The sequence below is a fragment of the Acinetobacter sp. YH12112 genome, from assembly GCF_013418945.1.
Lineage (GTDB): Bacteria > Pseudomonadota > Gammaproteobacteria > Pseudomonadales > Moraxellaceae > Acinetobacter > Acinetobacter indicus.
In genome coordinates, this window is sequence record NZ_VPBA01000016.1 from 1 (window position 1) to 20471 (window position 20471).

Annotated in this window: 23 protein-coding genes and 1 pseudogene; 15 read left to right on the forward strand and 9 right to left on the reverse strand. The window is 44.3% G+C overall.

Translation table 11 applies throughout. From position 1 onward, the window contains the following. Nucleotides 1–242, reverse strand: a pseudogene (locus tag FTU50_RS07580) (IS982 family transposase); the annotation flags it as partial. Nucleotides 243–390: 148 nt separating this feature from the next. Next, complete coding sequence (locus FTU50_RS07585) at nt 391–735, reverse strand: co-chaperone YbbN (protein WP_180046540.1); 345 nt, start codon at nt 733–735, stop codon at nt 391–393. A 130-nt stretch (nt 736–865) separates the two neighbouring features. Between FTU50_RS07585 and FTU50_RS07590 the strand changes: the two genes are divergently transcribed. From FTU50_RS07590 to FTU50_RS07605, 4 genes are all read left to right on the forward strand, one after another. Continuing rightward, nucleotides 866–1858, forward strand: coding sequence for an NAD(P)H-quinone oxidoreductase (locus FTU50_RS07590; RefSeq protein WP_180046539.1), 993 nt, complete (start codon nt 866–868; stop codon nt 1856–1858). A gap of 224 nt (nt 1859–2082) precedes the next feature. After that, entirely contained in the window at nt 2083–2253 is a 171-nt protein-coding gene (locus FTU50_RS07595; protein WP_005179332.1) for a hypothetical protein, read from the forward strand. 168 nt (nt 2254–2421) lie between these two features. Further along, nucleotides 2422–3318, forward strand: coding sequence for a YafY family protein (locus FTU50_RS07600; RefSeq protein ID WP_163145582.1), 897 nt, complete (start codon nt 2422–2424; stop codon nt 3316–3318). 141 nt (nt 3319–3459) lie between these two features. Continuing rightward, on the forward strand, nt 3460–3966 hold the full coding sequence (locus tag FTU50_RS07605) for a hypothetical protein (RefSeq protein WP_180046537.1): 507 nt from the start codon (nt 3460–3462) through the stop codon (nt 3964–3966). A 74-nt stretch (nt 3967–4040) separates the two neighbouring features. Here FTU50_RS07605 and FTU50_RS07610 read toward each other — a convergent pair whose 3' ends face one another. Both FTU50_RS07610 and FTU50_RS07615 read right to left on the reverse strand, forming a co-directional pair. Next, the gene (locus FTU50_RS07610) at nt 4041–5357 is read right to left on the reverse strand and encodes a hemolysin family protein (RefSeq protein WP_180062656.1); all 1317 of its coding nucleotides are present in this window, start codon (nt 5355–5357) and stop codon (nt 4041–4043) included. 124 nt (nt 5358–5481) lie between these two features. Continuing rightward, nucleotides 5482–6471 (reverse strand): LysR family transcriptional regulator, encoded by a 990-nt coding sequence (locus tag FTU50_RS07615; protein WP_075167072.1) that lies wholly within the window; start codon nt 6469–6471, stop codon nt 5482–5484. 637 nt (nt 6472–7108) lie between these two features. Here FTU50_RS07615 and FTU50_RS07620 point away from each other — a divergent pair. Next, nucleotides 7109–8710 (forward strand): isocitrate lyase, encoded by a 1602-nt coding sequence (locus FTU50_RS07620; RefSeq protein ID WP_180054772.1) that lies wholly within the window; start codon nt 7109–7111, stop codon nt 8708–8710. Nucleotides 8711–8852: 142 nt separating this feature from the next. Here FTU50_RS07620 and FTU50_RS07625 read toward each other — a convergent pair whose 3' ends face one another. After that, nucleotides 8853–9617, reverse strand: a complete 765-nt coding sequence (locus FTU50_RS07625; RefSeq protein WP_005179324.1) for a copper resistance protein NlpE N-terminal domain-containing protein — start codon at nt 9615–9617, stop codon at nt 8853–8855. A 178-nt stretch (nt 9618–9795) separates the two neighbouring features. Next, nucleotides 9796–10260 carry a copper resistance protein NlpE gene (locus tag FTU50_RS07630; RefSeq protein ID WP_168384308.1) on the reverse strand — a complete coding sequence of 155 codons (465 nt, stop codon included), beginning with the start codon at nt 10258–10260 and terminating at the stop codon, nt 9796–9798. A 264-nt stretch (nt 10261–10524) separates the two neighbouring features. On the opposite strand from FTU50_RS07630, the gene FTU50_RS07635 reads away from it, so the two are divergent. Continuing rightward, nucleotides 10525–11118 carry a 1-acyl-sn-glycerol-3-phosphate acyltransferase gene (locus tag FTU50_RS07635; RefSeq protein ID WP_127800579.1) on the forward strand — a complete coding sequence of 198 codons (594 nt, stop codon included), beginning with the start codon at nt 10525–10527 and terminating at the stop codon, nt 11116–11118. Between the two features lie 164 nt (nt 11119–11282). Here the strand turns inward: FTU50_RS07635 and FTU50_RS07640 are convergent, their stop codons facing one another. Both FTU50_RS07640 and FTU50_RS07645 read right to left on the reverse strand, forming a co-directional pair. Further along, nucleotides 11283–11615, reverse strand: coding sequence for a hypothetical protein (locus FTU50_RS07640; protein ID WP_127800581.1), 333 nt, complete (start codon nt 11613–11615; stop codon nt 11283–11285). Between the two features lie 124 nt (nt 11616–11739). Beyond that, on the reverse strand, nt 11740–12501 hold the full coding sequence (locus tag FTU50_RS07645) for a 3-oxoacyl-ACP reductase (protein WP_016659275.1): 762 nt from the start codon (nt 12499–12501) through the stop codon (nt 11740–11742). Between the two features lie 143 nt (nt 12502–12644). On the opposite strand from FTU50_RS07645, the gene FTU50_RS07650 reads away from it, so the two are divergent. The 9 genes from FTU50_RS07650 (at nt 12645) to FTU50_RS07690 (ending at nt 19864) form a co-directional block, all read left to right on the forward strand. Next, entirely contained in the window at nt 12645–13520 is an 876-nt protein-coding gene (locus tag FTU50_RS07650) for an urease accessory protein UreD (protein WP_168407401.1), read from the forward strand. A gap of 155 nt (nt 13521–13675) precedes the next feature. Next, nucleotides 13676–13978, forward strand: a complete 303-nt coding sequence (ureA, locus tag FTU50_RS07655; RefSeq protein ID WP_005179314.1) for an urease subunit gamma — start codon at nt 13676–13678, stop codon at nt 13976–13978. A 9-nt stretch (nt 13979–13987) separates the two neighbouring features. Continuing rightward, nucleotides 13988–14296, forward strand: a complete 309-nt coding sequence (locus FTU50_RS07660; protein WP_127800928.1) for an urease subunit beta — start codon at nt 13988–13990, stop codon at nt 14294–14296. A gap of 12 nt (nt 14297–14308) precedes the next feature. Continuing rightward, nucleotides 14309–16009 (forward strand): urease subunit alpha, encoded by a 1701-nt coding sequence (gene ureC / locus FTU50_RS07665; protein ID WP_168384311.1) that lies wholly within the window; start codon nt 14309–14311, stop codon nt 16007–16009. Nucleotides 16010–16200: 191 nt separating this feature from the next. After that, nucleotides 16201–17028: a DUF2971 domain-containing protein gene (locus FTU50_RS07670; RefSeq protein ID WP_168370108.1), complete on the forward strand. Its 828-nt coding sequence runs from the start codon at nt 16201–16203 to the stop codon at nt 17026–17028. A 127-nt stretch (nt 17029–17155) separates the two neighbouring features. Next, on the forward strand, nt 17156–17641 hold the full coding sequence (gene ureE, locus FTU50_RS07675) for an urease accessory protein UreE (RefSeq protein WP_180046531.1): 486 nt from the start codon (nt 17156–17158) through the stop codon (nt 17639–17641). Further along, nucleotides 17628–18293 carry an urease accessory protein UreF gene (locus FTU50_RS07680; RefSeq protein ID WP_180046529.1) on the forward strand — a complete coding sequence of 222 codons (666 nt, stop codon included), beginning with the start codon at nt 17628–17630 and terminating at the stop codon, nt 18291–18293. The genes ureE and FTU50_RS07680 overlap by 14 nt, the downstream gene beginning before the upstream one ends. Before the next feature lie 188 nt (nt 18294–18481). Beyond that, on the forward strand, nt 18482–19096 hold the full coding sequence (gene ureG, locus FTU50_RS07685) for an urease accessory protein UreG (RefSeq protein WP_005179298.1): 615 nt from the start codon (nt 18482–18484) through the stop codon (nt 19094–19096). 354 nt (nt 19097–19450) lie between these two features. Further along, entirely contained in the window at nt 19451–19864 is a 414-nt protein-coding gene (locus tag FTU50_RS07690) for a hypothetical protein (protein ID WP_257222820.1), read from the forward strand. A 52-nt stretch (nt 19865–19916) separates the two neighbouring features. Here the strand turns inward: FTU50_RS07690 and rsmD are convergent, their stop codons facing one another. Then, entirely contained in the window at nt 19917–20471 is a 555-nt protein-coding gene (rsmD, locus tag FTU50_RS07695; protein ID WP_160241127.1) for a 16S rRNA (guanine(966)-N(2))-methyltransferase RsmD, read from the reverse strand.

The window sequence follows — 20471 nt, forward strand, 5'->3', positions numbered from 1 at the left end:
TAGCAAGGCAAGTACTTAAATAAATGGCTTTTATCTTCTTTTAACCAGGTGAAAAAGGCTTTGAAATTATTGAAATGAGAGCATTTGTACCAAATGGCAATAAAGCAGATTTCTGAAATTGTGAGTTGAGCAGTTCTGATTCTTAAGGAACCACAGTTTTGTTTGAGAAACTCCCAATAAGTTGATTCAAATTTAAGAAAAAAATCATCAATTACGCAGAATAATTCGGTACTATTGAACATCAGGACTAGAGTTGTGAGTTTGGTGTGATAACTCAACTGATGGCTCTAGTCCTCTTATTTTTCAAGTCAATTTCTTATCCGCGATTCAGGTTATTTTAGATAGCGAGCTAAAGGAAATATTTTGTTGGATTTAGTTTTATATGGATAATCATTCATAAGAATCATTGAGGATTAAGGCCAGAATAGATTTCATCTCTGTCAGACTTTTGACGCCAGCAATTCTGTGGATGATCTGTCCCTGCTTGAAAATCAGGGTCGAAGGTAATCCATAAACATGATAACGCAGGGTGAGAATGGGGGATTGATCGACATTGATCGTGCCAAATTTAATCTCTGGCTGATGGTGGGCATAATAGCCGGCCAGTTCGGCAAACACCGGAAAATTCTGTACGCAGGGTGCACACCAGTCTGCATAAAAGCGGATCACGGCAAAGCCATCAAACCATTCAAATTCACTGTAATTATTTTCGTTATAGTCGATGACTTGGGTCATGGCTCACCTGAGTTATCAATCTGCGAAATATACATCTCATTATACATAAGTCCGGCTTGGCTTCATTCCGTCATTTATCTATGTTCAAATAGAGCACAGAAAACTTGCACTGAACAATTAAGGAAAATCCATGTCACAAGCGACGATGCAGCAGGTCATTATTACAGAACCAGGCGGCCCGGAAAAACTGGCCTATGAAAGTGTGGTTATTCCGACACCGGCAGCCAATGATGTGCTGGTTAAGGTTCATGCCTTTGGTTTAAACCGCCCGGATATCTTGCAGCGCCAAGGCCTTTATCCAATGCCGAAAGGGGTGACGCCTGTGCCGGGGCTGGAAGTGGCAGGTGAAGTGGTAGCGGTAGGCGAAGAGGTCAGTAAATTTAAAGTCGGCGATAAAGTTTGTGGCCTGACCAATGGCGGTGGCTATGCAGAATACTGCGTGGTTCCGGAAAGCCAGACCCTGACCATTCCTGAAGGCTTGAGTTTTGTACAAGCTGCGGCTATTCCAGAAACCTTCTTTACCGTATGGGCCAATGTGTTCCAGATGGGACAAGCCAAGGCTGGCGAAACAGTACTGGTACATGGAGGCAGCAGCGGTATTGGTACCACAGCGCTAATGTTATGCAATGCGCTGGGCATGAAAACCTTTGCCACTGTGGGTTCAGATGAAAAAGTTGCAGCTATTTCACACCTGACCACCGCCATTAACTACAAGACGCAAGATTTTGAGCAGGTGATTAATGAACAGACCGACAACGGCGGCGTCGATGTTATTTTAGATATCGTTGGTGCACCTTATCTGGAACGTAACCTGAACCTGTTACGCCGTGATGGTCGTCTGGTTTATATCGCGTTCTTGGGCGGTGCCAAAGCCAAAGATGTGAAACTTGGCCCGATTATGATGAAGCGCCTGACCATTACCGGTTCAACCATGCGTGCGCGTAACACCGCAGAAAAAGCCGAAATTGCCCAAGGCTTGCAAGACACAGTGTGGCCATTATTGAGCAAAGGTGAATGTCTGCCGATGATTTTTAAAACCTTTAAATTTGATCAGATCCAGGAAGCGCATGCGGCCATGGATACCGGTGATCATATTGGCAAGGTTGTGGTAGAAATTATTTAATTCTGCACCTAAAAAAGACCGGCTATTGCCGGTCTTTTTTATGCTCATCTCAAGTTAGTACATTGATGTTTATTACTTAAACTGTACAAGCTTTACTAAAAATTAAAATATATGTGATGTATTTGACACAACCTGTCGAAACTGTGTTGTACATTAGCCCACATCCGAAACAGACATCATAAAAATAAACTGGATATTTCAATGAAGAGACAGAGGGCAGAATCATGAGAATTTCATCTACAGCATATACCACCACCCAGAATATACGTGCTTTAAGGCGCATTCATCGGGCTATTATCCGTCAAAAAATAGGTCTGGCAGATATCCACCGGGTGTATAGTGCCATGCTGCATTTAGAGCGTTATGTGGATCGCCTGGATCAGAATAAGCCTTAAGTCTAAGCTGAATGCAGCCTTGTGATACGTATTTTGATTTACTTTTAACGTAAATGTATTTAAAGTTTTGGTCTAATTATTTATATGATTTTTATTTAATAAATTTTAATTTACGGTTGTTTAATTGATAGAAAAAACAGTGCCTTAAAACAGCACCATGAGGGTATCATGAAGTGTGTTACTTCAACACATGAACGACTGGCTGAACGGCTGGTCAGTATTTTAACCAAACTCAATGTAGGGCATCAGCTGAGTATTCCGGAACTGGCCCAGGAATTTAAAGTCAGCACCCGCACCATTGAACGTGACTTTGATCGGCTGAATGCCTATCTACCTTTATTGCAGGACAAAAGCAGCAAAAAATACTATCTTGATGCTTCCTATTTGGGACGGTTTAAACTTCAGGATATCCAGAACTTTGCCCAGTTGTCGGGCATTAGCGATCTTTATCCCTCGCTGGATATTTCGTTCCTACGTGAGCTGATGGATCATCGTGCCAATCTGGTGTTTTCCGCCAAAGGTTATGATTATGAAGACAGTAGCCAATATGCCGAACATTTTAAAACCCTGACCCAAGCCATTCAGCAGCGTCAGTACATTGGCTTTGTCTATAAAAACAAGTCCCGTCGGGTGCAGCCTTATCGCCTGATTCATCATCATGGTAACTGGTATCTGGCTGCGGTGCATTCGGATACCTTAAAAGTGTATCGCCTGAGCCTGATTGAGCAGATTGAACTCAGCTATGAACTGGACCCGTTTGAGCATGATCCGGCTATTCTGCAACAGCTGGAAGATGAAGAAGGTATCTGGTTTGGTCATGAACAGCAGGAAGTACATTTATCGGTTGCGGCAGATGCCGCGCTGTATTTTAAACAGCGCCGGCTGTTTCCAAAGCAGCAGATCCTGGAAGAAAAGCCGTGTGGCAGCCTGCTGATTTCCTGCCAGATTCGCCATCATATTCAGCTTTATCCGCTGGTGCGCTACTGGATTCCCTATGTCAAAATTGTAGCGCCGCTGCATTTACAAACCGAGCTGGAGCAGAGCCTTAGCCATTATCTGCATTAATTCGTGTTGTGGGTGTACATTTGAGTTTTGATGACCATTAAAATTGGCCCCCTTATTCCTGTCATAATTGCTACGGAATCTGTCGAGCTTTAAGCGAAATTATGCGAAAATAGCGTTTTACTTTTTGCCCAAGGCTATTTCATGATTGACCAGTCTCCTGAATCTTTAAGCGATATTGAAATTATAGACATCCTTCAGAGTATGAAGAATGATGTGCTCAATAGCGAAGCCAAAGAGATTATCCGCAAAGGCGGAAAAGTGGGACGTCAGGAAGCGCATAAACAGGCCTTGGTGGCATTGCATCAATCTTTTGAGGAAAAATTTGTTGAAGCGGTGACGCTGGTATTGAGCTTGAATGAAGCACAAGCCAAAAAAATCCGCTATAAAAAAGACCGGATTCGTATTTTAAAAGCCCGTCAGATTGATTATCTGGCCATTGATGGCGCAGAAACCGCCCAGGTGCTGGCACAAATTGCACAAGCCATTGTCCGTGAAGATGCGATTGTGACTCATGACCTGCACAATATTTTCCCGTTCTGGAAAGAAGGCTGGCCAATGGTGCAGTTCGACAGCGCCTATAAAATTCTGGAAGATGATATTGCCATTCACTATCAGGCGGTGCTGGATGAATTGCTGCGTCAGTTTTAAGTGAATTGCTGCATGAAAAAAACCTTCTAGAGTCTAGAAGGTTTTTTTATCGCTCTTGATTAGAGAAAGATAGATTATTCCTGTTCCGGCGGTTGGTTATTTTCCAGTAAACGTGTCACCAACAGCTGGTCAATTTTAAAATGATCGACATCGACCACTTCAAATTTATAACCGCCATATAACACGGTATCGGCTGGACGCGGAATCTTGCGCAGTTGATACATCATAAAACCGGCTAAGGTTTCATAGTTTTCTTCATCGGGCATCTCTTCAATTTCAAGCGCATGTTTCATGTCTTCAATTGGAGTACTGCCATCAATCAGCCATGAATTATTATCACGTTTAATAATCTGCTGTTCTTCTTCAATAGGGGTTACCCAGTCACCCATTACGGTAATCATGATGTCAGACAGGGTAATCACACCCACGACAAGTGCATATTCGTTAATGACCACTGCAAACTTTTCTTTGCTCGAACGGAAGCGGTCCAGAAGTTCAGATAACGTCAGGGTGTCGGGAATCATCAACACATTACGAATTGTGGATTCATTTAGCTGATTGATTTTCTGGTTGTTGAGAATACGGACCAGAATGTCTTTGGCATCGACATAGCCAATTACCTGGTCGATATTTTCATTGCAGACCAGAAATTTGGAATAAGGATATTGCGCCAGTTTTTGACGAATACTGTCTTCAGCTTCAGTCAGGGTAAAGAACACCACATTTTCACGTGTGGTCATACTGGAAGGGACATTACGTTCTTCAAGTTCAAACACGTTTTCAATAAAGTGGTGTTCCTGTTTTTGCAACACACCCGCTTGGGCGCCGGCATCCATCACTGCGGAAATATCATCAAAGGTAATATTGTCATCGCGGATGGTATTGACCTTAAATAGCCGGAACAGCATATTGGCGATGGCATTAATAAACCAGGCCAGCGGTTTGCAGACGGTAATAAATACCTGTACTGGATTGATCACGGAAATAGAAATTTTCTCTGGTGCAATCATGGCCAGGCGTTTCGGCATCAGGTCGGCGAACAGAATAAATAAAGAGGTGACTAAGGTAAAAGACAGCGCGAAGCTGAGGGTTTCGGCCCACGGTCCGGTATAGAAGCGGGTGACAAAATCGTAGAAATACGGGCGAAAAGCACCTTCACCTAAAATACCGCCTAAAATGGCAATCGCATTCAAGCCAATTTGCGAGGCGGCAAAAAAGTCTGCCGAGTTTTCCTGTAAATCCAGCACTTTTTGCGCACGTTCATCTCCGGCTTCAGCCAGAATTTTTAATTTGACCTTACGCGCACCGGCCAGGGCGATCTCGGTCAGTGATAAAAAACCTGCTCCTGCAATCAGTATGAAAATAATAACAATGTTCTGGAAGAGGCTCACGAATCCACCTGCGGATTTTTATTCTGAATATTTTTAACGTCAAAAACATCGAGTAGTGCACCGGGCACTACTCATGTTCATCTTAGTATAAGCTTTAAAAAGAGAGATTTATGAGCGTTTTTTGTCAAAATTGAGAAAATTGTGAGTTATTCATTAAAAACTCACGGTTTTCTTCTTCAATCATTTGACGGGCTACATACAGAATCAGCTGACGTAACCAGCGATGCGCCGGATGATGATGCAGTAACGGACACCAGGCCATTTTCAATTCAAATTCCGGAATATAAAACGGCGGGTCTTTAATCAGCAGATTCTGGCTTTTGGCCTGTAAACGGGCAATTCGGGTCGGTAAGGTGGCCACCAGATCCACATTGGATGCCAAGAGTGCCGGCATCTGATAATGACGGGTAAAGACTGAAATCTTGCGTTTTTGACCAATCCGCTCCAGTGCCTGATCAATCCAGCCTAATCCGGCCTGTTTTTCCGGATTAACGCCAAAGCCAACGCCCATACCGGTTTTAGAGACCCAGATATGCTGTGCATCTAAATAGCTTTTGAGGTTCAGGTTACTGGCCGCCGGGTGTTTCTGATTGAGTAGACAGGAAAAACTGTCACGCCAGACCAGTACCTGGTGGAAACTTTGCGGAATTTCATTAAAGCGGTTGATGGCTAGGTCTACCTTGCCTTGTTCCATGTCACGATAGGAGACATCACTTGGGGTCAGAAAGTCGAGCACCACATTTGGCGCTTCAGAACGCAAGGCTTTGACCAGACGCGGCACCAGAGTGGCTTCGGCATAGTCTGAAGTCATAATCCGGAATACGCGATTAGAGGTATACGGGCGGAACTCGGTACGGGGTTCCAGAATCATGGATAAATCGGACAGGGCATCACGAATACGCGGTTGTAATTCAAGTGCGCGTTCGGTCGGGGTCATCCCTTCAGATGAACGGATGAGCAGGGGATCATTAAATAAGTTACGTAGACGACGTAAAATGTTACTCATGGCGGGTTGGGTAACGCCCAATTGTTCAGCTGCTCGAGTGACATTTTTTTCGCGAAGTAATACGTCCAGGTAAATTAGTAGGTTGAGATCGACCCGCTCCAGATTCATAAAAAAAATACCGAAAATAAACCCAAGAAATTATTTGGATTATGCCATAAGCCTGAAGGCTTGGGTAGAACAATTACCGAAAAAGCCTGTTCCCTGATCGGATCAATTCCTGCATATTTACCGGGTTTTTCGGCCCAATTCGCGCGGGGTTTAAGCGGCTTAAATCAGCGCGTGTCGGGTTGATTCAAACCTCATCGCATCCACCTGCAGAAATGCTTGAGTTGAGCGACTCAACACAAACATGGTCTTCTTCTATTCACTGTCAGGTTGGCTCTACCAGGCTAAAAATAAGCCGGATATTGCCTTGATTTTGTACGGAAAAAGCCGTACCCGACTTAAGTATAATGAATATAAAAAAAGCAAATGGTGTGTTTTTTAATCGGTTATTTGAATTGTAAAATAAAATTTATTTAATAAAAATCAAATATTTGTTTTGTAATATAAATTTTCGGATACGACTTTGATCTACATATTTTTTAAATAAATAGTGAAGATTCTTTGAGGATATTGGATTAATTTTCTAACTCACTCTAATCTGTACTCAACACGACGAAGTGCTCTAAATCTGAACACATCCAGAGGTATGATTTTAGTCATTTCGTTGGAGAAAATCCTAAAATTAATACAGGAAAATATCATGACTACATATCAAACAGCGATTGATGCAATCCGCGAATTGAAAGCAAAATTCGGCAACACTTGGGCAGACATCTCTCCTGAAGATGCTGCGCGTATGCAACTTCAAAACCGTTTCAAAACTGGTTTAGACATCGCGAAATACACAGCTGCGATTATGCGTCGTGATATGGCTGCTTATGATGCTGATTCTAGCAAATATACTCAATCATTGGGTTGCTGGCACGGTTTCATCGCACAACAAAAAATGATTGCGAACAAAAAATACTTCGGTACAACTGAACGTCGCTATATCTACCTTTCTGGTTGGATGGTTGCAGCACTTCGTTCAGAGTTCGGTCCACTTCCTGACCAATCTATGCACGAAAAAACATCTGTTCCTGCATTGATCGAAGAAATCTACACATTCTTACGTCAAGCTGACGCGAAAGAGCTTAACGACTTATTCCGTGCGTTAAACAAAGCGAAAGAAGCGGGCGACGCTGAAAAAGTTGCAGAAATTACATCTCAAATCGACAACTTTGAAACTCACGTTGTGCCAATTATTGCGGACATCGATGCTGGTTTCGGTAACGAAGAAGCAACTTACTTACTTGCGAAAAAAATGATCGAAGCGGGTGCTTGTGCGCTTCAAATTGAAAACCAAGTATCTGATGCGAAACAATGTGGTCACCAAGCGGGTAAAGTAACAGTTCCACACGAAGACTTCATCGCGAAAATCCACGCACTTCGCTATGCATTCTTAGAAATGGGTGTTGACGATGGTATTATCGTTGCACGTACTGACTCTGAAGGCGCTGACTTGACTCAAAAGATCCCTGTATCTAAAGAGCCAGGCGACATTGCTTCTCAATACATCAGCTACTTAGACACTCAAGAAATTGATATCGCTGACGCGCAAGAAGACGAAATCCTAATCAAACGTGATGGTAAACTTCACCGTCCAACACGTCTTCCATCTGGTTTATACCAATTCCGCGAAGGCACTCAAATTGACCGCGTTGTACTTGACTGTATCACAAGCCTTCAAAACGGTGCTGACTTACTTTGGATCGAAACTCCGACTCCAAACGTAAAAGAAATCGCTCACATGGTAAACCGTGTACGTGAAGTGATTCCAAATGCGAAACTTGTTTACAACAACTCGCCTTCGTTCAACTGGACTTTAAACTTCCGTCAACAAGCGTACGACCGTTGGGTTGCTGAAGGCAAAGACGTGTCTGCATACGACCGTGCTAAATTGATGAGCGCTGAGTACGACAACACTGAATTAGCTGCTGATGCTGACGAAAAAATCCGTACATTCCAAGCTGACGCTGCACGTGAAGCAGGTGTATTCCACCACTTGATCACGCTTCCGACTTACCACACTGCTGCACTTTCTACACATGAACTTGCACAAGGTTACTTCGGTGATGAAGGTATGTTGGCTTATGTTGCTGGCGTTCAACGTAAAGAAATCCGTGGCGGTATCGCTTGCGTGAAACACCAAGCAATGGCGGGTTCTGACATCGGTGACGACCACAAAGAAATCTTCGCTGGTGACAACGCGCTTAAAGCGGGTGATGATGCGAAAAACACAATGAACCAGTTCAACGGCTAATCGTTAGACGGTTTACAAAAAACCCTGCATCTGCAGGGTTTTTTATGCTTGAATAAAAAGAATAAATAAGAAAGAAAAAAGAAGATCAGTACAGCAAGATAAAAAGAAACGGCAGAATAGAAAATGAAAGAAAAAAGAAAAGCTATTTCACCTTAATATAGTCCGCCACCGCATTGTCCGGATAATTAAAGCTGATTTTATTGTAGCGGGTTTGCTGGGCCGGAATAGGTTCTAAAAAGCTTTCATCAACCAGCGCGTTATATTCCTGATAGTTTTGATCGACCAGAATAATATCGCTGACTTTCAGTTTTAGCGGCTGATCTGACTGGTTATGAATACGCATATAGTAGTCATGCGCTTTGACGGTATCGGTAATATCGCGAAAGCTTAAGCTATCAATATGTTCGGCCTGAATGTCGGCATGTTTCAGCGCATTGCTGACTTCAATGGTCGCAACACGTTCCAGTTTTAGTGCTGGCTGTTTGGATGAGGCATCTACAAGTTCCAGCCCGTTTGCTGTGGGCTGCAATTGTTGAATCTGTTGATCAGTACTGATTAATTGGGCAGTCTGTTCATTGGTATAGCTGACCTGACCTTGTGTATTCTGGCTACGCTGACGGCGAGCATAGATACGGGTATCTTGCAGGCTGTAGCTCTGATCCGGATGAATCTTTAACTCAAGAATACGCTGCTGGCAATCATCACAGTCAAGGATGGTTTTGTAGTGACCGGCCAGCGGCTCCGGCTGTGGTGCTGCTGTTTCAGCAGCAGGCATTAGGCTGTCTTGCGGTTGGGTTTCAGTTTGGGCCTGGGCATTGCTCATGGTACTGCTTTTTTCAGCTTGCCCACCGCAACCACTTAAACACAAAGACAAGGTGCTAATTGCAAGAAGAGGACGAGATAACATGGCAACAGATCAATCTTTGGATAAGGTATTAAACATAAACTTTTCGGGCATATTCGCCTAGAGCAGAGGGCTAAATTGAGCCGCTGTTTTGTAGCAAATTTTATCGCGGGCAAAAAACCGTTTTGAAACAAGAAAAGTCACCAAAGCGGTGACTTTTAGCAGTGCTAGATCTTGTGCTTTATTGCAGATCTTTTTGCAGACGATAATTCTGGCTGGCACCAATATTGTCGCCATTATTGACATCACGCGCTTCAATAAAGTTTTCACCGACAAAGAATTTACGGTTATTGGCAGCCTGATCCAGAATAATAACGGCAGGATCATTCGGGTCAAATTCAAACGTACCGGTAATTTTGGACTCCTGACCATTGGCACGGCCCAGGAATTCTTCACTCAGCTCATAGGTTTTATCCATTTTTAGCTCAAGCTCGGTTTCAATGCCCTGGCAGTCGCTACACGGCAAGACCCCTTTATATTCTCCCGGCCAGTCCAGTGCGGTGGCGGCTGTATCATTGGCGCTCATGTCAGTGGCTGCGGCAGGCGAGGTGGTTTCTGCATCGCGGGCGGTTTCAGGGGTTTTATTGTTATCACAGGCGGCCAGTAACAGCGCCGTGAAGGCAAGGCTCAGAATTTTTATTTTCACCGATCAATCTCCTGACAGGACAGATAGGGTCAGCATAGCCTGATTGTAAAAATTGCCCTGTTGGGTTTCTGTGAGTATTTATTTTCAGTTCTTCGCATCCGGTTTATCCACGAAAAAAATGAAAGATTGGCAGGAATGGCGATTGACGGTTTGGCTAATTTTATACATTTATATATTAATTGCTTAAATATTCAGCAATTTGCTCTTTTTTAAATCTGTTGAGTTGTTAAACTTCGCGCAATTTTTATTGTGTGGATTGTGCTTGTGTTTGAGAAGTTGGCAGAACAGAGCTTGGGGTTGATGGGCTGGGAAATTGACAATCACTGGCCGCTGGATTTGGACCAGTGTGTAATGATTGCCGCGCCGCATACCAGTAACTGGGATGCACTATATGCGCGTTTGGCGCTTAAAGCCTTGGGTGTGAATGTTCGCCTGACCATTAAAGACAGTTATATGAAATTCCCGTTCGGGCCCTTTGTCCGTGCGATGGGAGGAATTGGCATTGACCGTCGTCCGAAGGCAGCCGGTGAGCAGCGTCCAAGCATGGTGCAGCTGATGAGCGATTTGTTCAAGCAGCATCCCAAGCTGGTGATGCTGGTTACGCCAGAAGGTACACGCGCCAAACAGGAACAGTGGAAAACCGGTTTTTATCATGTGGCGGTAACGGCTGGCGTGCCGATTGCACTGGCCTATATGGACTACGCCCAGAAAAAATGTGGGGTAGGTAAAATTGTCTATCCATCGGGAGATATGGAAAAAGACATGGCAGAAATCATGGCGTTTTATGCCAGCATTGCCGCCAAATTCCCGGAACAGTTTAGTGTCGATACTCGTTACTATGCAGAACCGGCTGAATAGTCACTCATTGTTAAAAAAACAGAAGACAGGGCATCGACCCTGTCTTTTTATTTATATGCTTTCAATATCGAAATTAGCAGTACATCAAGATGCGAGAGGTTGAAGCTTCTCTCTGATTGATCGGCTGTTTTGTGTGATCAAACTTCTAAATATCTGATTTTGATTTAAGGCTGTTCTGCTTTGGGAAAAATTCCGCCCAATGATTGGCAGGCAGCAGTATAAAGATGATATTGCTGCTGCACAATTTCATCCACCGCCAGGCTGGATTGCTGTTCACCTTCCCGATATTGCTCGACATAACGACTGGCTTTTTGCCGGGCGGCAACCAGTGCATGTTCGTGATAGCTGTTAATAGCACTATGGGTCATCAGCGTTGTTTCAATATTGTGGCATTCAAATTGCGCCAGCAATTGTTCAGCGCGTTTTAATTCTTGGGAGTTACCGAACATACAGGCGCTCAGCAGGGTACAGCAGGCCAAAGCAAACAGGGGTTTCATGTTAGCAAAATAGTGAAGAGAGGATGGACCATAGTCTAGCGAATTCAGCCCACCTCTAGCATGACAAACCGGTTTAACTGCTTAAAAATTAGTTTATTGTGATAAAAGTCACACAAAACTGCAGTTAACCTTTGACCAGACCGCCATCAACAATCAGGTTTTGCCCGGTGACTGCACGCGAATACGGTGACAGGAACATCATAATAGCTGCGGCAAATTCTTCTGGGGTGGTAACGCGGCGTAGTGGCGTCGAGGCAGCAATTAAATCAAATACCGCATCTGGCGTGGCTTTGCTGGCATCGGTGGTTTGGAGCAGACCGCCAGACAACATATTCACGTTAATACCATATTGGCCCAGATCATGCGCTGCAGTACGGGTAAAGGCCAACAGTGCGGCTTTGGCGGTGGTGTAGTCATGATAAGGCACCACCGGATTCTGCACGAGGTTGGTACCAATATTCACAATACGGCCAAATCCGGCAGTTTTCATATCCTCAAGCGCTGCTTGGGTGGTATTGAGGGCAGCCACAACTGCACCATCAAACTGTTGCTGCATGATGGCCGGCGTCAGGTCTTCAACTTTGGGACGGGCATCACCATTAAACTCAAAGTTGATTAAGGCATTGTTGATGACACTATGAATGGCCTGACCAAAACGCGCCTTGGCTGCGGCAAAGAGAGCCTGCACCTGGGCTTTGTCAGTGACATCGGCCTGATAGGCAAAGACCTGCTCTGGATACTGTTGCACCAGCTGCTCGGCAGCAGCGGCACTGTTTAAATAATTTACCACTACACGCGCCCCTTCCGCCAATAAGGTTCGGGTAATGGCCAGGCCTAAACCGCGTGCGCCGCCAGTCACTAAAACAATTTGATCACGAATTTGCATATTGCTCACATCCTCATTCCCTATGCAGATGCACCATAGCAAGAAATGGCAGCCAGCCAAAGCGAAATCTGCGCCGATAGAAATTGGTGCAGTTATTGCTTAATGCCAGGGCATAGACTTAACAAAGATACGAATTGAGCAAAATGAATCAGCTGGTGGCAACAGAAGTGAAGCCTGCGGTGCAATATTGGTTTGCACAGCTCGAACTTGGCTTTAAAGGCGCAGAAAATCGCACCGTATTGGAGCATCGTAAACATCATGGTCCTGTTCGGGTGCAAAAAATGCTGTGGCCAGAAAAAACCGGAGTGTGCCACGCCATTATTGTGCATCCACCGGCAGGCATTGCCGGGGGTGATCATTTAACCTTTCAGATGTCGGCAGAGCAGGCCGCACATGCCTTGGTGACCACGCCGGGTGCAGGAAAATGGTACAAGACCAATCAAAAACAGGCTTTCCAACATATTGATATTACAGTTAAAGATGCCTCTATTTTTGAATGGCTACCACAAGAAACCATGCTCTTTAATGGTGCACATGCCAATTCTGAAACCAGAGTTATTTTGGAGGATGCCGCCAGTTTTATTGGTTGGGATATGTTGGTACTGGGCCGTCAGGCGCGCCATGAAACATTTATCGAGGGCAGTTATCAAAATCGATTTCAGCTGTACCGGAACAATAAATTACTGGTCACTGACCGTTTGAGTTTTAGTGGCAATGACCGCTGGCTCAGCTCCTGTTTGGGAGTGAACGGTCATGCAGTCATGGCTAGCTTCTGGGCAGTGCCGCCAGAAAAATTCCGCTCAAAATTCTATTTAGATCAGCAGATTGATCAAATCCGTGAGCTGATTATGCGCATGGATATTAAGGTGACGTTAACCCTGCTGGATGATGTGGTGACAGCACGTTATCTGGGTGATGACGTACGCCAGTGTCATGATGCCTTTGCTGCGATACGTGCCAAGCTGCGCCGTGACTGGTTTGATTTAGATGAAGAGTTTCCGAGGATTTGGCGGACATAAAGACCATTCTCCCTCCCTATGGGAGGGAGTTAGAGGGAGGGCTAATACATTGGGTTTATTACCTCTCCCTAACCCTCTCCTGAAAGGAGAGGGAATTTAATTTTTTGAGCACACATTTTGCATTACATCCTTTAGAACAAATTTAGGAACGAGATATGGAACTCAATCCCACTGAAAAAGACAAAATGCTGATTTTTACTGCGGGCTTGGTGGCCGAACGTCGTAAAGCACGTGGGCTAAAACTGAACTATCCCGAGGCGATTGCTTATATTTCTGCCGCGTTGTTAGAAGGCGCGCGTGATGGTATGAGCGTGAGTGAGCTGATGCATTACGGTACCACGTTATTAAAACGTGAAGATGTGATGGAAGGTATACCGGAAATGATTGCCGAAGTTCAGGTTGAAGCGACTTTTCCAGATGGCTCAAAACTCGTCACTGTGCATCAACCGATTGTCTAGGAGTCAAACATGATACCTGGAGAAGTGATTACCCCTGATTTAGATATTGAAATGAATGTGGGGCGTCAGACCTTAAAAATGACCGTGGCAAATGCCGGTGACCGTCCGATTCAGGTCGGTTCACATTTTCATTTTTATGAGGCCAATGATGCCTTGCAGTTTGACCGTGAAGCGGCACGAGGTTTTCGTTTAAATATTGCCGCAGGCACAGCGGTACGTTTTGAGCCGGGTCAAAGCCGGGATATTGAACTGGTGGCTTTAGCCGGTAAACGCGAAGTCTATGGCTTTGCCGGTCGTGTCATGGGTCCATTGGATTAAGGAAAAATTAAAATGAAAATGTCACGCCGTGCCTATGCGGAAATGTTTGGTCCAACGGTAGGCGATCGGGTTCGTTTGGCCGATACCGAACTGTTTATTGAAGTGGAACAAGACCTCACCACTTATGGTGAAGAAGTTAAATTTGGTGGTGGTAAAGTCATTCGTGATGGAATGGGGCAGTCACAACTTTTGGCTGATGACGTTGCCGATACCGTCATTACCAATGCTTTAATTGTAGATTGGTGGGGCATTGTTAAAGCTGATGTCGGTTTAAAGAACGGCCGTATCTGGAAAATTGGTAAAGCCGGCAACCCTGATATTCAGCCGGATATTACCATTCCACTTGGTGCTGCTACTGAAGTGATTGCAGGTGAAGGACAAATTTTAACAGCAGGTGGTGTGGATACCCATATTCATTGGATTTGCCCACAACAAGTGGAAACTGCACTCATGTCAGGCGTCACCACCATGATTGGTGGCGGTACAGGTCCTGCAGCAGGCACATCGGCAACGACGGTGACTCCGGGTCCTTGGCATATTTCCACCATGCTGCAAGCCATTGACGATTTACCCATGAATATTGGTTTATTGGGTAAAGGTAACCTCAGTCAGCCTGAACCGATTGCCGAGCAAATTCGTGCAGGTGTAGTGGGTTTAAAACTGCATGAAGATTGGGGCTCGACACCTGCAGCGATTGATAACTGTTTGACTGTGGCAGATGAATTTGACGTGCAAGTCGCAATTCATACCGACACTTTAAATGAAAGTGGTTTCTTGGAAGAAACGTTGGCGGCATTTAAAAACCGTACCATTCACACTTATCATACCGAAGGTGCCGGTGGTGGACATGCGCCTGATATTTTAAGAGCCATTGGTCAGCCAAATGTGTTGCCATCGTCGACCAATCCAACCCGTCCTTATACCATCAACACCATTGATGAACATCTGGATATGTTGATGGTCTGTCACCATTTAGATCCTGCAATTTCGGAAGATGTGGCGTTTGCGGAAAGTCGTATTCGCCGTGAAACCATTGCTGCGGAAGATATTTTGCAAGACTTAGGCGCAATTGCCATGATGTCATCGGATTCGCAAGCGATGGGGCGTGTTGGAGAAGTGGTGATACGCACATGGCAAACCGCACATAAAATGAAAGTGCAGCGTGGACCTTTAGAGGGTGACAATGCCACGCATGACAATCATCGTGTGAAGCGTTATATCGCCAAATATACGATTAACCCTGCGATTACCCATGGTTTAAGTCATGAAATTGGCTCGGTGGAAGTCGGTAAACTGGCCGATTTAGTGTTGTGGAAGCCCGCATTTTTTGGTGTAAAACCATCGATGATTATTAAAGGCGGGATGATTGCGGCAGCGCCAATGGGCGATATTAATGCGTCAATTCCAACACCGCAGCCAGTGCATTATCGTCCGATGTTTGGTGCCAATGCCCGTGGTGTGCATAACACCTGTATTACGTTTTTGTCGCAAGTGGCGATTGATGCGAGTGTGCATGAAAAGCTAGGGCTGAAAAAGTTGATTAGCCCATGTAAAGGCACACGGGATATTCAGAAGAAAGATATGAAGCTGAATACTTACTGCCCTGTGATGGAAGTTGATCCTGAAATTTATGAGGTTCGGGCGGATGGGAAATTACTGACGTGTGAACCTGCGGAAGTGTTGCCGATGGCACAGCGGTATTTTTTATTTTAATTGACCTCTCCCTGACCCTCTCCTAAAAGGAGAGGGAAAGAAGTTATTAATTTAATTGCTGCTATGTTCTTTCTCCCTTTGGGATGAGGAATATAATTCCGCAAGAGGATGAGGGTGCTAACTCTTGAATTAACTGTATAAAAGGTATACAAGCGAATTTATCTAGGACTTAAAAAGAAGAGAGAGTTAATTTGCTGAATATTTCTGAATATCCTTTTGTATATCAAGATGAAGACTATATTTATTTATATAAACACCAGCCTATAACAGATAGTCGATTAGAGCTTTTAACGAAAGGAACAATCAGCTTTACTAAGCCCGATAAATTTAATGACCCTTTTGATTGTGTTTACGCAGTTGATGAAAGTTACCATTATTCTGTAGAGGAAATTCAAAAGAAATTTTTAGAGCTTTTCAAACAAAAAATTTCGAATGAAGAAGCGATGCATTATGAAAAAGAAAGTATAGAGAAAGAAAATCAAGCAATTAATGATCTAACATATTTTGCGGATATTAATAGTTTAATGGGGATATGTTGTTTGAATCATAATCCGTTAAATATTCTAATGTGGTCTCATTATGCAGACTTTCATAAAGGTTTTTTAACAGAATTTAAGTTTAGAAAAACCGATTTACTTAACCCGAGTTTGAACTATTTAAATTTTTTCCCGATTCCTGTTAGCTATATGGATGAAATGCTAGTAATTGATCGAGAAACTAGGTTAGATCCAAATGGTAAAATAATTGAAATTTATACATCTAAAGCAGCTGAGTGGAGTTATGAAAAAGAATTTAGAGTCATCAGACCAAATACAAGTGAATCTATTCAGAAGCTCCCATACGATGACTTAATTTGTAGTGTTATCGGAGGTTTAAAAATCTCGGTAGCCGATGAAAAAAAATTGGAAATGATATGTGAAGCAGAAAATATTCCTTATTATAGAGTTCAAAGAATCTCAAATACTTATAAATTGACAGTTCCCAATCATCATCAGCTTGATGTTGAAAAGAAAAATTAAATGCACCAAGAAAACTCATAATTGGCATAAAAACTGCTTACTTTTGATGCGTAAATTTACAGATATTTTGCTTTGAAATTGAAAAACATAAATCAAAGCAAAACATCTTCGTGACAAAAGGAATAGCATGAAAATCTACACTCAGCGAATAGAACACATTTCAGAGGGAAGCACTTTTGAAACCGTTGAACTCAGCTTCGACACCCGCCAAAAGAGCCGATTTCGTGCAACACTCAAAAACGGAACAGATATTGGTGTAGACCTACCACGCACAGGAATTTTGCGTAGCGGCTCATTTATTGCCACAGAACACGGCGACATTTTAAGAGTCGATGCTAAACCTGAACGCCTGATGCAAGTGGTGGCAGAAACCGATTTTGATTTACTCAAAGCGGCTTACCACTTAGGCAATCGCCATGTACCACTGATGCTGACACCAAGTGCACTCTATTTTGAGCCTGACCACGTTTTAGCAGAAATGGTGGTCGGTTTAGGACTCGCCGTGAATGAAGTTGAACATCCGTTTGAACCGGAAAGTGGCGCATACGCACAACATGCACACGACCACCGCTTAAGCCCAATCAAAGCGATTCACGCGCATGCCCATCACTAATGCAGCACAACTACTGAAACTGCTGACACTGTCATCGACAGCATTGCCAGTCGGAGCATATTGCTACTCGCAAGGTGTGGAAAGTGCCATTGAGCAAGGCTTAATTCACGATGAACACAGTAGCATTGCTTACTTTGAAGAAGTCTTGGAGATGCTACTGGTACGTTTTGAACTACCGGTCTTAAAACGGCTGATGCAATTTTATGATGATGACGCACAGTTTGATTATTGGGCGCAGATTTATCGTGCCAGTCGGGAAAGTCGTGAACTTTTAGCGGAGTCACAACAGCTGGCATTTTCCCTCAATGCATGGATTAAAGATGTGCTGAAAATGCCAGTGATGGTGAAAAAACAGCTGGGTTTTGTGCCGGTTTATGCCCAGCTCTGCGGCCAGTTGGGTTTAAACGAAGCAGATGTATTAACCGCTTATACCTTTACTGTGCTGGAAAATCAGGTGCTGGCAGCTGTGAAAACCGTTCCGCTCGGGCAGATGAGTGGACAACGGATTTTATGGCATTTACATGAGCAGGTTCCAGCAGCCATCGAAAAAGCATTAATGCTGGAAGATGAGCAGCTCAGTAGCGCCTTACCCAATTACGCCATGCTGAGTATGGCGCATGAAACCCAGTATTCACGCTTATTCCGTTCTTAACGTCTTCCTTTTTAAAGGGGGATTGAGAGGGCGTAAAAATTTAATCAATATTTCCTCTCTCTGGGAGAGGGAAATCACCTCACCTTAGCGCAGTATTGCTGCTCATCTCCTAAGAGGAGAGGGAACACAAGATTCCCCCTCTCCCTATGGGAGAGAGTTGGGAGAGGGAAAATAAAAGGAAAATCAACATGACAGAACGTTCTCCATTACGTGTCGGCATCGGTGGTCCAGTCGGTTCAGGTAAAACAGCACTTACTCTCAATTTATGTCAGGCCTTGCGCCAGCGCTATAACATGGCGGTGGTCACCAATGACATTTATACCAAGGAAGACTCCAACTTTCTTACCCGCAACGAAGCCATGAGCCCAGACCGGATTGTCGGTGTCGAAACAGGTGGCTGTCCACACACTGCCATCCGTGAAGATGCTTCGATTAACCTGGCAGCGATTGACGACTTGTGTGAAAAGTTCGATGGCTTGGAATTGATCATTATTGAAAGTGGTGGCGATAACTTGGCGGCAACCTTTAGTCCGGAATTATCCGATCTGACTTTATATGTGATTGATGTGGCCGGTGGTGAAAAAATTCCACGTAAAGGTGGGCCGGGCATTACCAAATCTGATTTGCTGATTATTAACAAAACCGATTTAGCCCCGATGGTCGGCGCCAGTCTGGAAGTAATGGATCAGGATGCCAAGCGCATGCGTGGTGATAAACCATTTTTATTTTCCAATATGAAAACCAAAGATGGTTTGGAGCAGATTATTGAGTTTATTGAAAAACAGGGCCTGTTTAAAAACTAAATAGCCTAAGCAATATCTCTATTTTTCCCTGATTCTAAAAAGATGGCTATGGCTGTCTTTTTTCTTGTGAGCATTTAACATTTGCACTGCTTGAATATCGAGTCAAAAGCCCATCTATCTTAAGTTATTTCTATATCTATATTTAAATATTAGATTGGGCAGGGCAGATAAAACTTTAACTGGACAGAAACTTGGCCAGTCTTTTCTTTTATCCACCAGAAAAATAGCCAAGATATGCATGAAATGTGAACTTGTACATACAGGAACGCAACAAAAAATTGCCAGTAAATTCATGCTAATTGCTGAAAATGCAGCCATCTGAACAGGGGGTAAATTGCATGAAAAAGCTGGCTTTTGTGTCGCTGGTGGCGGTGGCACTTACCGGGTGTGGTCACGCCGTATGAGAATGGTCCACGACATAGCGTCTATACCGGTTATGATCGAGGCTATTCAAACTATCCATATACCGTGTCGCGTTGGGAACATGAACGCCGTCCGGTGTATCTTCAGCAGCGTCCATCGGTTAAGCCAGTGAATCGTCCACATGCTCAACGTCCGCATGGGCAAAAACCGGGTCAGGCCAACCGTCCTGCACATAAACCGACACAGAGTAAACCTGCACAAAGCAAACCAGTAAAGCCAAATCGTCCGGTGGCCAACAAGCCGCCAGCGAAAAAACCACAGGCGAGTAATCCAGCTAAGGCCAAACCCGTCACGGCTTTGCCGCCGACTTCTGGGGTGCAGCGTCCATTACGACCTGGCGTATAAATCAAAAAGGATTCCATCTGGAATCCTTTTTTTATAACCGTTCATTCAAGCATTATAGTGATTTCTGATACAGTCCAGCGCGGACTGTACCGGCTTTGGTTTCCTTGATTTGCTGCCAGGAGGCCGGCAGTTTTAGCTGGTTTAGATCACGGTCGGCCTCGACATAAATCAAGCCTTTATCCTGAATTAATGGATCAGCCAATTGTGCCAGCTGTTCCCATAAATCCAGGTTATAAGGCGGATCAAGAAACACCAGATCATAGCTGTCTTTCAGGCTGGCCAGCGCCTGCTGTGCAGTACTGATTTTTAACTGGGCCCGGGCTTTGGTGACTTTTAACAGTTCTAGGTTCTGGGTCAGGAACTGGGCTTGAGTGCGGTCCGGTTCAATCATGGTGACCTGTGCAGCACCACGTGATAGCGCTTCAAAGGAAAGCGCCCCCGAGCCGGCACACAGGTCCAGCACTTTGGCATTTTGCACATCCCACATCAGCCAGTTAAACAGGGTTTCACGCACCCGGTCCGGCGTCGGGCGTAAACCGTCAATACTGGCAAAGGCCAACTGGCGACGTTTCCAGTCTCCACCAATAATTCGTAGCTGGTTTTTCAT